14 protein-coding genes are annotated in these 13381 nt (G+C 40.7%); 7 read left to right on the top strand and 7 right to left on the bottom strand.

Annotated elements, in window-relative coordinates; all coding sequences use genetic code 11:
• Positions 1 to 62: 62 nt before the first annotated feature.
• The 3 genes from ACQ93I_RS13880 to ACQ93I_RS13870 all read right to left on the bottom strand — a co-directional run bounded on the left by ACQ93I_RS13880 (position 63) and on the right by ACQ93I_RS13870 (position 2762).
• The gene (locus tag ACQ93I_RS13880) at positions 63 to 410 is read right to left on the bottom strand and encodes a hypothetical protein (protein WP_431699011.1); all 348 of its coding nucleotides are present in this window, start codon (positions 408 to 410) and stop codon (positions 63 to 65) included.
• Between the two features lie 396 nt (positions 411 to 806).
• Positions 807 to 2000, bottom strand: coding sequence for an ADP-forming succinate--CoA ligase subunit beta (sucC, locus tag ACQ93I_RS13875; RefSeq protein WP_266070307.1), 1194 nt, complete (start codon positions 1998 to 2000; stop codon positions 807 to 809).
• A 102-nt stretch (positions 2001 to 2102) separates the two neighbouring features.
• Positions 2103 to 2762: an LON peptidase substrate-binding domain-containing protein gene (locus ACQ93I_RS13870; protein WP_431699010.1), complete on the bottom strand. Its 660-nt coding sequence runs from the start codon at positions 2760 to 2762 to the stop codon at positions 2103 to 2105.
• Between the two features lie 181 nt (positions 2763 to 2943).
• Between ACQ93I_RS13870 and lysA the strand changes: the two genes are divergently transcribed.
• A complete protein-coding gene (gene lysA, locus ACQ93I_RS13865; RefSeq protein ID WP_266070309.1) occupies positions 2944 to 4170 on the top strand; it encodes a diaminopimelate decarboxylase in 1227 nt (408 codons plus the stop codon).
• Between the two features lie 144 nt (positions 4171 to 4314).
• Positions 4315 to 4758, top strand: a complete 444-nt coding sequence (locus tag ACQ93I_RS13860; RefSeq protein ID WP_431699009.1) for a DUF4168 domain-containing protein — start codon at positions 4315 to 4317, stop codon at positions 4756 to 4758.
• A gap of 61 nt (positions 4759 to 4819) precedes the next feature.
• Here the strand turns inward: ACQ93I_RS13860 and ACQ93I_RS13855 are convergent, their stop codons facing one another.
• Positions 4820 to 5794: a potassium channel family protein gene (locus ACQ93I_RS13855; protein ID WP_431699008.1), complete on the bottom strand. Its 975-nt coding sequence runs from the start codon at positions 5792 to 5794 to the stop codon at positions 4820 to 4822.
• 127 nt (positions 5795 to 5921) lie between these two features.
• On the opposite strand from ACQ93I_RS13855, the gene ACQ93I_RS13850 reads away from it, so the two are divergent.
• Entirely contained in the window at positions 5922 to 7208 is a 1287-nt protein-coding gene (locus tag ACQ93I_RS13850; protein ID WP_431699006.1) for an erythromycin esterase family protein, read from the top strand.
• A gap of 8 nt (positions 7209 to 7216) precedes the next feature.
• A complete protein-coding gene (locus ACQ93I_RS13845) occupies positions 7217 to 7903 on the top strand; it encodes an MBL fold metallo-hydrolase (protein ID WP_431699005.1) in 687 nt (228 codons plus the stop codon).
• Here ACQ93I_RS13845 and ACQ93I_RS13840 read toward each other — a convergent pair.
• Both ACQ93I_RS13840 and ACQ93I_RS13835 read right to left on the bottom strand, forming a co-directional pair.
• Complete coding sequence (locus ACQ93I_RS13840; protein ID WP_431699004.1) at positions 7900 to 8625, bottom strand: DUF72 domain-containing protein; 726 nt, start codon at positions 8623 to 8625, stop codon at positions 7900 to 7902. The two genes, ACQ93I_RS13845 and ACQ93I_RS13840, sit on opposite strands and share 4 nt — an antisense overlap.
• Positions 8622 to 9407 (bottom strand): Fpg/Nei family DNA glycosylase, encoded by a 786-nt coding sequence (locus ACQ93I_RS13835; RefSeq protein WP_431699003.1) that lies wholly within the window; start codon positions 9405 to 9407, stop codon positions 8622 to 8624. Before ACQ93I_RS13835 ends, ACQ93I_RS13840 begins: the two co-directional genes overlap by 4 nt.
• 128 nt (positions 9408 to 9535) lie before the next feature.
• Here ACQ93I_RS13835 and ACQ93I_RS13830 point away from each other — a divergent pair, with 128 nt between their 5' ends.
• Positions 9536 to 10222: a hypothetical protein gene (locus ACQ93I_RS13830; RefSeq protein ID WP_431699002.1), complete on the top strand. Its 687-nt coding sequence runs from the start codon at positions 9536 to 9538 to the stop codon at positions 10220 to 10222.
• A 183-nt stretch (positions 10223 to 10405) separates the two neighbouring features.
• Entirely contained in the window at positions 10406 to 11182 is a 777-nt protein-coding gene (locus ACQ93I_RS13825) for a hypothetical protein (RefSeq protein ID WP_431699001.1), read from the top strand.
• 172 nt (positions 11183 to 11354) lie between these two features.
• Here the strand turns inward: ACQ93I_RS13825 and ACQ93I_RS13820 are convergent, their stop codons facing one another.
• Positions 11355 to 12881 carry a GH3 family domain-containing protein gene (locus ACQ93I_RS13820; RefSeq protein WP_431699000.1) on the bottom strand — a complete coding sequence of 509 codons (1527 nt, stop codon included), beginning with the start codon at positions 12879 to 12881 and terminating at the stop codon, positions 11355 to 11357.
• Between the two features lie 168 nt (positions 12882 to 13049).
• Here ACQ93I_RS13820 and ACQ93I_RS13815 point away from each other — a divergent pair, with 168 nt between their 5' ends.
• Complete coding sequence (locus tag ACQ93I_RS13815; RefSeq protein WP_266070319.1) at positions 13050 to 13283, top strand: DUF3820 family protein; 234 nt, start codon at positions 13050 to 13052, stop codon at positions 13281 to 13283.
• The last annotated feature ends 98 nt before the right edge of the window (positions 13284 to 13381 follow it).

Raw genomic sequence — 13381 nt, 5'->3', positions numbered from 1 at the left:
TGAATTAGAAATGAAGAAAAGGCGCCTATAAAAAAATCCGGGTATTCCCCCGGATTTTGAACTTATCTTGTGGCCTGCACCCTTACCGGCAGTTCATAAACTTTTTCAGACTTCCAGGAATCGCCGTGGAGCTTTTGATTGGTAAGTCGCTTCTTCAAAAAAGCATTGACTTCTTCATTTGGGGATTCAACTAGCAGGATCTTAATTTTTCTTGCACTGGTCATTACAAAAAATACAGTTGCAGTAAAATCTTCTTCTATAACCAAACCGGAATCGGAGAGCATTCGTTCAATTTGATAACTTATTGAACCTGTCTTTGCTTCAAATTCAAAAGAAGAAGGAGAGCCGGCAAAGGCTACAGTTGATAAGGTCATCACTACAGCGGCTAAAAATGATTTACAACGTTTCATAATTGTTCGTTTTAAGGTTAATATTAAATGATTGATTGATGATTGTACTTTAGAGACTATTTGTCAATTTGATTGTTACAGTTATTTTTCACTCTAATGCTTCTTTTAAGCCAAAAAACCGCCTGTAATTTCTTTCTAGTATTTATATTATTACCTGATAAATTGAATGTTTTGAGAGCTTCAGGATGATTTCACCTTCATTATTCTTTGTTTTACATTTCAGAATAAAAATATTTAATTCCTGCTTCCGAAGAAAGATTCTGGGTTATGAAAATGTTGCAGAATGTTTATCAAATCTTCCCAGATGAAAATTCGAGGTAAATTATTTCCGAAGATATTATAAACGAAAAAACCCCGGGAAATTCCGGGGTTTTCTCTATTTAAATGTAAGTCTTATTAAGCCAGCACTTCCTGAACTTTATCTGCTGCTTCCTGGAATTCGACAGCACTGTACACATCAAGTCCGCTGTTGTCGATCAATTCCTTGGCAATGTCGGCATTGGTTCCCTGTAAACGAACAATAATAGGCACATTGATAGTGTCGCCCATATTTTTGTAAGCATCTACAATTCCCTGCGCCACACGGTCACATCTTACGATTCCTCCAAAGATGTTCACCAAAATAGCTTTTACTTTCTCATCCTTCAGGATAAGTCTAAAAGCTTCTTCTACTCTCTTTGCGTCGGCGGTACCACCTACATCAAGGAAGTTTGCAGGCTCTCCCCCGGCTTGTTTAATAAGATCCATGGTAGCCATTGCCAATCCGGCGCCGTTAACCATACATCCTACGTTTCCGTCAAGGTCTACGTAGTTAAGCCCAACTTCACGAGCTTCCACTTCAACAGGGCTTTCTTCCCGAATATCACGCATCTCTGCATAATCTTTATGACGAAAAAGTGCGTTATCATCAAGAGTCACCTTGGCATCTACGGCCATGATCTTATCATCACTCGTCTTAAGCACCGGGTTAATCTCAAAAAGGGAACTATCTGACTTTGTAAAGGCTTCGTAAAGCGACATTACAAATTTGGTCATTTCTTTAAAAGCATTTCCACTAAGACCAAGGTTGAAAGCAATCCTTCTTGCCTGGAAAGGCAGCAATCCTGTAGCAGGATCAATCTCTTCATTAAATATCAGGTGAGGAGTTTCTTCGGCCACTGTTTCAATGTCCATACCTCCTTCTGTAGAATACATGATCATATTCTTACCTGTAGCGCGATTTAGAAGAACAGACATATAGTATTCTTCTGGCTCGCTGTCGCCGGGATAATATACATCTTCGGCCACCAAAACCTGGTGTACTTTTTTACCTTCCGCAGAAGTTTGTGGAGTAACAAGGTTCATCCCAATGATTTGCCCTGCAATATCTTCCACTTCCTGTAGGTTCTTGGCAAGTTTTACTCCCCCGCCTTTTCCACGTCCACCTGCGTGCACCTGGGCTTTAATGACATGCCATCCAGTACCGGTTTGTTCGGTAAGTTTTTTTGCAGCCTCAACTGCCTCTTTTGCGTCCTGGGCAACAATGCCGCGCTGAGTGCGGACACCAAAGCTGCTCAAGATTTCTTTTCCCTGATATTCGTGTATGTTCATAATAAGGTGTTTCTTCAGTGTTCGTTAAGGTGCACAAAAGTAACAAATGTTAGAGGAATCTGCCAATCTTTTTAAGTTCCACATAAAAGAGGTTGATTTTCTCTAATTTTTTGTCCGTAGCCTGAATTCCTGAAAATCCAGAGGATCGTAATTTCTGAAGTGCCCGTTGAGTTCTATCACCTGTTTTGCCCGGTTCATTTCCTGTAAAATAGGAATGGTAATGGTGAGGTGATTAATGAGGAATTCCTGTCTTTCTTTTTCTGAAGTTAACTTTAGTAAGGTATATTCCTGCTGAAGGGGAAGACCTATTTTGTGAGCCAGTGTGTAACTCCTGAAATTGGGGATATCTATTTTTTTTGGCCGGGGTACTTCCAGATGTACATAGAGCTCAAAAATGAGGTTTAGTAACTGCTCTTTTAGGGTCTGGGAAGCATCATCCTTATCTGGTAAAAATTCCACATCACCGCCCGCATACATCTTTCCAGCTTCATTATGCGCAAATTCCAAAACCCTGAAAACCCTGGTCCCTTTGCAAATTACATCCCTGGCACCAGATTCATAACGACGTACCGTTTCAATAAGTTCCATTTCGGTGCCGTACTCCAGGTTATTTTCTATGTAAGTGGGAATTCCAAACTTAATGCCGGTACTTTCGCAATCGTCTATAAGTTCCTTATAACGTGGCTCAAAAATATGCAGGGGTAAGACCTCTCCCGGAAACACTATACTCTGTAATGGAAAAAGGGCCAGCCTGGACTTCATAGATACCTGATTAACAACTTGAAATTACAAAAATTCTTTTATCTACCCCGACTGGGAACTGCTAAATTTGTAGCTTTCCTCCCTGTTATAAATAACATTTTGTTAGAATTGGTTAATTTTAGACAGGCTGTAGGCAAAAGCCAAAAATCCATTTTACTTTTGTGACCGTAATAATGAACTTATGAACAACCAGGACCTTTTAGAAATATCAGAAAAATTTGGCAGCCCCGTATACGTATATGATGCCGAAAAGATCATCTCCCAATACAATAGACTCACCAGTGCTTTTAGCGGGGTAAAGAACCTTAGAATACACTACGCTGTTAAGGCACTTTCCAATATTTCGGTGCTTGGGTTGTTTCAGCAATTGGGCGCCGGGCTTGACACCGTTTCTATACAGGAAGTGAAATTAGGGCTTGAAGCAGGCGTAGATCCGGCTAATATTATTTATACTCCAAACGGCGTTTCTCTTGAAGAAATAGAAGCAGTTGCCGCCCTTGGGGTACAAATCAATATTGATAACCTTTCTATCCTCGAGCAGTTTGGAACGCGAAATCCAGATGTTCCGGTTTGTATCAGGATAAATCCGCATGTTATGGCCGGCGGAAACACGAACATTTCTGTAGGCCATATCGATTCCAAATTTGGGGTTTCCATTCACCAGATACCGCACCTTCTGCGTATTGTTGAAAACACCGGCATGCACATAAACGGCATACACATGCACACCGGGAGCGACATCCTTGATATAGAAGTGTTTTTGTATGCTTCGGAAATTCTTTTTGAAACCGCCCGAAATTTCAAAGATCTTGAATTCATGGACTTTGGCAGTGGCTTTAAAGTACCTTATAAAGAAGGTGATATTGAGACCAATATTGAAGAACTGGGAGGAAAACTCACTGCAAAATTCAAATCTTTTTGTAAAGAATATGGCCGTGATCTCACCCTCGCTTTTGAACCAGGTAAGTACCTGGTGAGTGAAGCCGGAAAATTTGTGGCCCGTGTGAATGTGATCAAACAAACCACCTCTACTGTTTTTGCAGGAGTAGACAGTGGCTTTAACCACCTTATTCGCCCCATGTTCTACGGCTCAAGACATGAAATTCACAACCTTTCAAATCCCGAAGGCAAAGAAAGGTTCTACTCGGTAGTAGGATATATTTGCGAAACCGACACCTTTGCCAGCAACCGCCGAATCCCTGAGATCAAAGAAGGGGATCTTCTTGCTTTTAGCAATGCCGGCGCTTATTGCTACTCAATGGCCAGCAACTTCAATTCCCGCTACCGCCCACCTGAAGTTCTATGGTACAATGGAGAAGCCCATTTGATTAGAAAAAGAGAAACTTTTGAAGATATTTTGCGCGGACAGGTAAAACTTGATCTATCGGCATTAAAGGAAACCGTTTAAGCAGGACACAGAAAAAATAACTTCGTTTTTTACCATTTTTGAGAATAAAGAAGCGTATTCCTTTAGATTTAGGCAAAAAATCAGTCTTTTTTTGCCTTTTTGAATCATTAACTTTACGTTTGTGGGAAACCTAATAGAAAAAATATGATTTTAAGTAAAATGAAGATCTTTAGCCTCTTATTTTTCATGATGATAGGCACCTCTACTTTAATGGCACAATCTGATGTTACAGATAAGGAAATTGAACAATTTTCGGTTACCTTTCAAAAGATGCGCATGATAAACCAGGAAGCCCAGAAGGATCTAAGCGAAATTATAACCAAAGAAGGTATGGAAATAGCCAGGTTCAATACCATCCACCAGGCGCAAATGAACCCTCAGGCAGAAGCCGATCTTACTAAAGAAGAAGAAAAGCAATATGATACCATTATCGAGGCGCTCAACGAAATGCAATTAGAATTCCGCAAGGAAATGGAAAGCATGATCTCAGAAAGCGGACTTTCAGTTAAGCGTTATGAAGAAATTGCAAATCAGTTGCAACAAGATGCACAACTCCAGGAGAGAGTAAAGCAGGAACTTACCAACTAAGCTTCCTAAGCTCCAAAAAGGCTGCTCAAAAATGTCCTTTTTGAGCAGCCTTTTTTTATTCCTAATCCTCATCCTTCAGTTTATATACTTCTTTCCAGTTCCAACCGGCATATTTAAGGCTTGAAGAAAACTGCTTGTCTACAGCTATTTCATTTTTAAAATAATACCCGTGATTCATCCAGTGGCTTCTGTAAGTTTTTAACTCCTCTACATTATGACTGGCTGCATTGGCATCTTCAAGCCCCAGTTCCAGGTACTTTTTAATACCATTAATGATCGCAGTTAACTTCTTGTATTGAACAGTTTCCTCATTCCAGTCTAGCCGAATGATCATGATTACTTCATAAAGCCTGGCCAGCTGTAAAATAAGAGCCGACTCATGATTTTTGGAAAGAAAATAATTAGCCATGGGAAAAGCCAGGTAGCTACTGGCATTTTTCAAAATCTGCTGCCTAAGATCTCCTGCATTTGAGATCAAATTTTCTAGATCATCCTGTTGTTTATAGAAAATAAAGATCTCTTCAATATCTTTTCCCATAGTAGAAATAAGAAAGGAAAGTTGCTTTTTCGCAAGTACAGCATTGAGAACACTTAAAAGGTAGGTTAACCCGGTAGTGATAAGGATGAACCCCGAAAAAGCCAATATTCCGGTAAGTATCCTGCTGGTATCTGTTCCCGGAACAAAATCTCCAATACCCAGTGTTGACAGCACATATCCGGTGTAATAGAACCTTTCGGGATGTGTGGCTGGCAGGCCTGTAGTGCTATTCACCACCATTTCTTCTCCGGCACTAAACACAATATATGTTCCAATGAATAACAACAACATCCAAAGAAATGTTGTGATTAAAAGGTGAGTTATTCCAGAGAATTTAAAAATAGTACGGGTTCGGTTTTGGATCATTATCCGATTCAGGATCTGGTTTACTATTCTTGAGAATATACCAAACCCGTTTCCGGAGAGGGTAGTGTGAAAAAAATCCAGATAGGTAAATAGAATAATGGCGAGACCAATTACAATTTGTGCTGTTTGCATAATTTCTAAATTAATCAAAAGGCCCTTAAAAAGAATTAATTCCAACTTAAACTTTTCTAAAGACACACCTTAATTTTTCCATCAATGCTTCAGATTTTGTACATTATATTCTATAAAAACCACTGATATGCAACTGGATAAGGAAAAAGAATATATCAAACCTCTGGAGCATGTAAAAGACCTGGATCCGCTTCTGGAGAAAATAGGAGATTTAAAATATGTGCTGCTTGGGGAAGCCAGTCATGGCACACACGAATATTATACGTGGCGAGCCGAAATTTCTAAACGGCTTATAGAAGAAAAAGGCTTTTCATTTGTGGCTGTGGAAGGTGACTGGCCAGATTGTTTTGAGATTAACCGCTGGGTGAAAGATTTTCCCGGTACCCCTGCAAACATTGCCGATGTGCTCAAAAATTTTAAGCGCTGGCCAACATGGATGTGGGCCAATTGGGAAGTTGCCGCTTTCGCCGAGTGGATGAAGAACTATAATAAAACGCTATATACAAATAATAAAATAGGATTTTACGGACTTGATGTGTACAGCCTCTGGGAATCTATGGAGATCATAGTAAACTACCTTGAAAAAGAAGATCCTGAAGTAGCCGCGTTGGCAAGACGTACAGCCGATTGTTTTGAACCTTACCGGCAAAACGATTCTTATGTGACAGCTTACCGCGGCCTCAAACAAAAGTGCCGCAACGAAGTGGTGCAGCTGTTAAAGGAAGTGAGGCAAAAGACTTCTCAATATGAAAATGAACCTGAAGCAGGGCTCAATGCCGAACTAAATTCCCTGGTACTCAAAAATGCCGAAAAATACTACGAGGCCATGGCACAGTTTGACCACTCTTCATGGAACGTACGCGACAGCCATATGGTAGAAACGCTCAACACGCTTACAGATTATCATGGAGAAGACACCAAAGTGATCGTTTGGGAGCACAATACCCACATAGGCGACGCCAGGGCAACAGATATGGCAGCACAGGGCCTGCATAACGTGGGGCAACTGGTGAGACAGCAGCACAGCGATGACGGAGTCTATCTGGTGGGCTTTGGTTCGTATGAAGGTTCAGTGATCGCAGGAGATTTTTGGGGCGCGCCCATGAAAAAAATGGACCTGCCAAAAGGTATTGAAGGAAGTATTGAAAGAAAACTGCATACCGTTGGCGCCGAAAATAAACTACTGCTTTTTGAAGAAGGTACCGACTTGTACAAAAAACTGCAGGAAAGGATAGGTCACCGGGCGGTTGGTGTGGTTTACGATCCACACCGCGAACGCGGCAACTATGTATCTTCAAAAATGTCAAAAAGATACGATGCCTTTTTATATATTGATAAGACCAAGGGGCTTCACCCATTACACCTGCAACCTGATGGCAGCAAAACTCCCGAAACTTATCCCTTCGGAATTTAAATTAAAATATGAAGATAAAGATTCTTGGCACCCGCGGAAAAATAGAACCCAAAGCTGAAGATCACGTCAATCACACCGGATTTTTAATAGATGATAAGATCCTGATTGATGTAGGGGAAGAAAAATATATGGATAACCAACCAAAAGCTGTGGTCTTCACCCACTTTCACCCCGATCACGCTTTTTTTGTTCCGAATAAAGAAAAATTCATACCCAAAATTCCCCTTTTTGGGCCCGAAGCCCACGACCTCATTCCGCAGCTCAATGTTATTTCAGGAAAATTTGAAGTAGAAGGATATACCTTTACTCCTATCCCTGTTATTCATGCGCTTAGATTAAAATCCCTTGGCTATATCATCGAAAAAGACGGAAAAAGAATCTTTATTACAGGAGATGTAGCATGGATAGAAAAAGCTAACCTTGCCGATTTACCGCCATTAGATCTCGTGATCACCGAAGCCACTTTTATTAAGAAAGGCGGGCGAATTAACCGCAAAAAAGATAAAATCTTTGGCCATACCGGCGTTCCCGATCTCATTCGGTTGTTATCTCCGCACACTAACAAAATAGCCTTTTGTCACTACGGCGAATGGTTTTTTGAAAATCCTTCCGAAGAGAGCAAACAAAAGATCAAAGCGCTTGAAGAAGAGATTCCGCTGGTACCGGCACACGACGGGATGGAGCTTGAAATTTAATTAGTCTGCCCAAAAAGCTCTTTTAGCTGCTGTGCATTTTTGGGGGCGTGAGCATGTATGTCATTATTAAAATAAATATAAATTTCTTTGAGCCCACTATCCATGATCTTTTTATGCCATTCCTTTAATTCATCTTTAGAATAAAGGTAATCATACCAGTCTTTACCTGTGCCGTGAAAACGGAGGTAGCCTGTTTTGCCGGTAGTAATGAGTTCTTCAGGAAATTCGGGACTTGAAATGGAGCTGAAGATGATGTTGTGCTCCTTCAAAATATTATATACTTCTTCATCATACCATGAATCATGACGGAATTCAAGCACATTTTTTAATGTTGGATCAAGCGTTTTACAAAACTCCCTGAGCTTCTCATCATTCCGGTGCAGGTTTGGCGGCAACTGCCATAGAATGCAGCCAAGGTTCTGCTTTAAAAGTTTGGCAAGACTTTCAAAATCCTTCACGCTTTGGGTAACTTCCTTGAGCTTTTTGCGGTGGGTGATGTACCGGTGTCCTTTTAAAGTAAACTCGAAATTCTTCTCCACAGTCTCTTTCCATGTATGCAACCCTTTTTCCCTGGGAAATCTGTAAAATGTATTGTTGATCTCTACGGTGTCAAAAATGGCAGAATAATGCTCCAGCCACTTACGCTGCGCCATTTTTTCCGGATAAAAAGGTCCCCTCCAGTCTTTATAGTTATAGCCCGAACAACCTATATGCACCTTCATTTTTGCTCTTTTTGACAGGATGGACAGAAATAAGTGCTACGGCCTGAGACCTTGATCTGTTTGATCTTGCCTTCACAAGCAGGGCAGTCATCACCTTCTTTTCGATGTTTAATAAGATAAGAATCGGGGAAATCCTTTCGCACTCCTTCCTTTTTTATAGACATTTCAAGCACTTTTCGCATCTTCCTGAACAGCTGCTTCTTATCTTTTTCTGAAATTAAATTCGTCTTTGTCTTCGGATGTATCTTGCACTGGTACAACATTTCATCAGAATACAAATTGCCAATTCCGGCCAGCACATGTTGATCTGTCAACACTCCTTTGATGCTTCCGGTCTTAGGTTCAAGTAGTTCCAGAAATTCATCTTCTGAAAGATCGAGCGCATCATGGCCCAACTCCTTTCGTCGCCTGAATTCTTCCAGACTTTCAGCAATAAAAAGTTTGCCCAGTTTCCCTCTGCACACAAAAGCCAGGTGGTCGTTATCCTCAAAAGAAAAAACCACTCCGGAATACTTCGGCGGATCCTGATTCTTGTAATACTCCAACTTTCCAGTCATTCCAAAATGCAAGACCAAAGCCTTTTCCCCCGAGGTCTCGATAAAAAGATATTTCCCCAACCTACGGCTGCCCGTAAATTTCTTTCCTTCAAAAGCTTTAATAAACGCTTCTTTTGGTGCCTGTAATCCGCCGGTATTCAAAAAATCTATAGAGGTGATTTTTTTATCCAGTGCAGTAGCATCGAGATATTCTTTATACAGCGTAATTTCGGGTAGTTCTGGCATAGTGGTTGATTTTTCTGTTCTTCCTTCAAATTACCTAAAATCAGCCGAAGACCCTATTTTTTAAGAAATATTTCAAAGAATTTGGAGTTGGAAACTATACCTTATCTGGGCAGGATTAAGAAAATACAATGCATAGATCACTCAAAAAAATGTTCGCTTTACTACTCCTGCTGCCGTTGCTGGGAGGACACTGGAGCTGTGCTGCAAAAAAAGACATGGAAGAAAAAAAGATCGTTTACCAGGGCAATAAGCTCATACCCGAAAGTCTACTACACGAGGCCAAAGTAGCACTCTCCTACTACCCCGAACTCAAGGATGTAGAAATTGATTTCAAGTACAAGAAAGACATCAAGAAATCTTTCATGCAGGCCCAGCCTAACAAATCGAATTTGTTCAAGGGCAAAAATGACCGTACTTATAACATTTTCATCAGCAGTAGATTTTTGATTGAAAAAGAAGAATTCACAATGTCCGATGTACCTTCAGAAGTTTTAATAGGCTGGCTGGGCCATGAACTGGGTCATGTTATGGACTACCGGGACAAATCGGCAATGGGGTTGGTTATTTTTGGCTTCAGGTATATCACTTCGGAAAATTACATCAAACGAGCCGAACGTGCTGCCGACACCTACGCTGTTAATGCCGGAATGAGTGAATATATACTCGCCACCAAAAATTTTATCCTGAATAACTCCCATCTCTCGGACAGCTATAAAGAAAGAATTGCCCGCCTCTACCTCTCCCCCGAAGAGATCCTGGTGCTGGTAAATAAACTGGAAGAAGAGCTCGAAGAAGCCGAAAATGAAGAAAGCTAATCAATTGAATATTGTATAATGAATAATTTATATTGAAACTTTGGGATCGCTCTGCTGAAGCTCCTGGGGTATTATTAAATTGTTTGAAAAATATTCCTGAAAAAACAAAGCCACTGTGAGTTGTGGCATACTGGTTGATTCACCATTACCTTTTATCTGAATCAGCCGAATAGACCTTCCTCTATGAAAATCCCCATAAAATCCGGTATTATATATTTTGATATAATTCAAGAGTTCCAGAAGTTGAAATTATCGGGTTCTACAAAGAAGGTTCTGGTTTTAATCCTGCTTTTTCCTTTCCTGACAGGGAATTGGAGTTGTGCTGCAAAGAGAAATACTGAAGAAAATAAAATTGTTCAGCAGGGTAATAAAATAATTCCCAGGACTATTTTGGAAGAAGCTAAGATTGCCCTCTCATTTTATCCTGAACTTGAAGATATAGAGATCGAGTTTAGATATAAAAGCAATATGAAAAATGCCTTTATGCAAGCACAGCCAAAGCTGGGGAATCTGTTTAAAGGTAAAAAGAACCGTAGCTATTATGTTTTGATGAGTAATAAATTCCTCATTGAAAACGAAAAATTCTCTATGGCCGAAGTTCCTTCTGAAGTTCTCATAGGCTGGTTAGGCCACGAGCTGGGACATATTGGAGATTACCGCGATAAATCGGCAATGGAACTGCTCATATTCGGAACCCGATATGTAACTTCAGATGATTTTATTAGAAAGGCAGAACGCACAGCAGATACCTATGCCGTGAACCGCGGCATGGGCAATTATATTTTTGCTACAAAAGATTTTATTCTCAATCACTCCAGTTTATCAGATTCATACAAGAAAAGAAAAGCAAGACTTTATCTTTCCCCCGAAGCCATCCTCGCACTGGCGAATAGCCTGGATGATGAACTTGCCGTTGAACTGGAAGAAGAACCTGAAGCAGAGACAGAAGAGGAAAGCTGATCAATAGTATAATGTCTATTGTATATTGAAAAGGTCTTTTGACGAGCCTGTCCTGTGCGATAAACGAAGGATTTAAGATGACATTCCTCCCGACTCAGCTCGAGTAACATTGCCGTCAACTCACATAGCGGCCTGAAAATAGTTGAATTTGGTGCTTGATATTTGGTCTTTGTTAATTGTTACTTGAAGAAACAAACTCCTCCCATTCCGCAAATTTTTCTTCGTTCATTACCTTTTCCATTTTTACCTGGCCGCCTTTCTTTTTGTTGGCTGCACTCCACGAGGTGAACGTATCAGGAGAAGTTTTTACAACCTCCACCCCTTTTAAAGCTTTACTGCGGGCTACGCCATAATTCTTGTTGGCGTCCTGTAAAGTTTTATCCAATGAAGCTGCCAATTCCCTTTCATCAACTTCAGCTTCGGTACCCAGGTACCATTTATGGATATATTCCCCGTCTTTTTTAATCGCGGCCACAGTAAACTCGGGAATGGTAATATTGAATTTTTGTTCCATTTCTTTAATGGCATCATTCATTTTATTGACCGATAGCTGAGAACCCACAACATTCAGGAAAAATTTTGTTCTCCCCGTGATCCTTATCTCAAGTCGGTCAATGTCGGTGAATTTTATGGTATCGCCAATAACATATCTCCAGGCTCCCGAAACTGTACTTATTAACAGTACATAATCTTTTTCGGGTTCTACCTTTTCCAGTGGCAGCACGGGAGCATCGGGGGTTACAGAGCCGTCTTCTCCAATGTATTCAGGTTTAAAAGGCACAAATTCGAAATATATCCCATTGTCAACAACCAGCTGCATTGATCGCGTATCGGGCCGTGACTGGAAAGCCATAAATCCTTCGGAAGCCAGGTAAGTATCTATCACCACCAGCGGATGGGAAACAAGTTTATCAAAAGCTTTTTCATACGGTTCAAAGGCAACTCCACCCGTTGAATACACCATAAGATTTGGCCAGATTTCATGAATATTGGAAGCATTGTGATATTCAATGATCTTCTTGAGCATAAGCTCTGTCCACGAAGGTATCCCGGTGAGGGCACCTATATCCCAGTTTTTAGCCTCTTTTGCGATTTGCAGTACCCGCTCATCCCAATCTTCAATCTGGGAAATCTCCACCCCGGGTTTGTAAAAATTACGGAACCAAAAAGGGATATTGCTGGCACTAATCCCGCTTATCTCTCCTTCTTCGTGGTCTTCAACCTGCTTAAGGTCGGTGGAACTGCCAAGCATCATAATCTCCTTCTGAAAAAAGTCGGAAGGCAGATCGTAATTCGCCAAAGAAGCCACCTGCTTGATCCCGGTTTGGCGAATCGCCTCTACCATATCATCGGTGACGGGAATTCTCTTGCTCGATTTACCCGTAGTACCCGAACTAAGCGCAAAATATGGAGGTTTTCCGGGCCAGGTCACATTTTCTTCCCCCTCATGCATTTTGCTCCACCATTCTTCATTGATCTTATTGTAGTCAAAAATGGGAATTCGGCGGGCAAATTCTGCCTTTATGTCATCTGCTTCTAAAAGTTCTTCAAAATTATAATGTAGACCAAAAGCAGTATTTTTCGCCTTTTTCAGGAGGTTTTTCAACACTTCGGCCTGCGCTTCATGAGGTTTGGGTTCCGAAGAAACTGCATCGGTTACCTGAATAAGCCCTTTTATTATTGATCCTATTACTGCCATTGGTTCCTTTTTGGCTGAAATTACTCAAAAGCTCATTATTTGCCAGAAAATACAGGCGGAATTACCAAGATTTTAACCTTTCAAAAGACCTGATACTTTGCTGAAATTCTTCAGAAATACTTCGGAAAAAATCGTTCCCAATTTTGCCATTTTTGAGACCTTAGCGGCATGGATCTTAAACCAGATTATAAAGCCCTTCTCGATCTCGCTCATGCGAAGATGCATTTTGGCAAATACAAAGGCCGATATCTTTCAGAACTACCGGAATTTTATCTGGTCTGGTTTAGGCAACAGGGATTTCCGAAGGGAAAAACCGGAGATCAACTACAGCAAGTGCTGGATCTTAAAGTGAACGGCATGGAAGATATCCTGCGAACTATTAGGAGAAAATACCCGAGATAGCGCAGTTTTACAGGTATTTTGCTAAGATTTCATTCCTTAAAGTTTTGCTAACATATTCTCCTGCAAATGGTTTCTTTTTCTTTTCTTCTTTGTAATTT

The sequence above is a fragment of the Salinimicrobium sp. WS361 genome (genome assembly GCF_050750585.1).
Classification (GTDB): domain Bacteria; phylum Bacteroidota; class Bacteroidia; order Flavobacteriales; family Flavobacteriaceae; genus Salinimicrobium.
The sequence above is the reverse complement of the archived record's forward strand: the minus strand, read 5'-3'. Positions and strand labels throughout refer to the sequence as shown.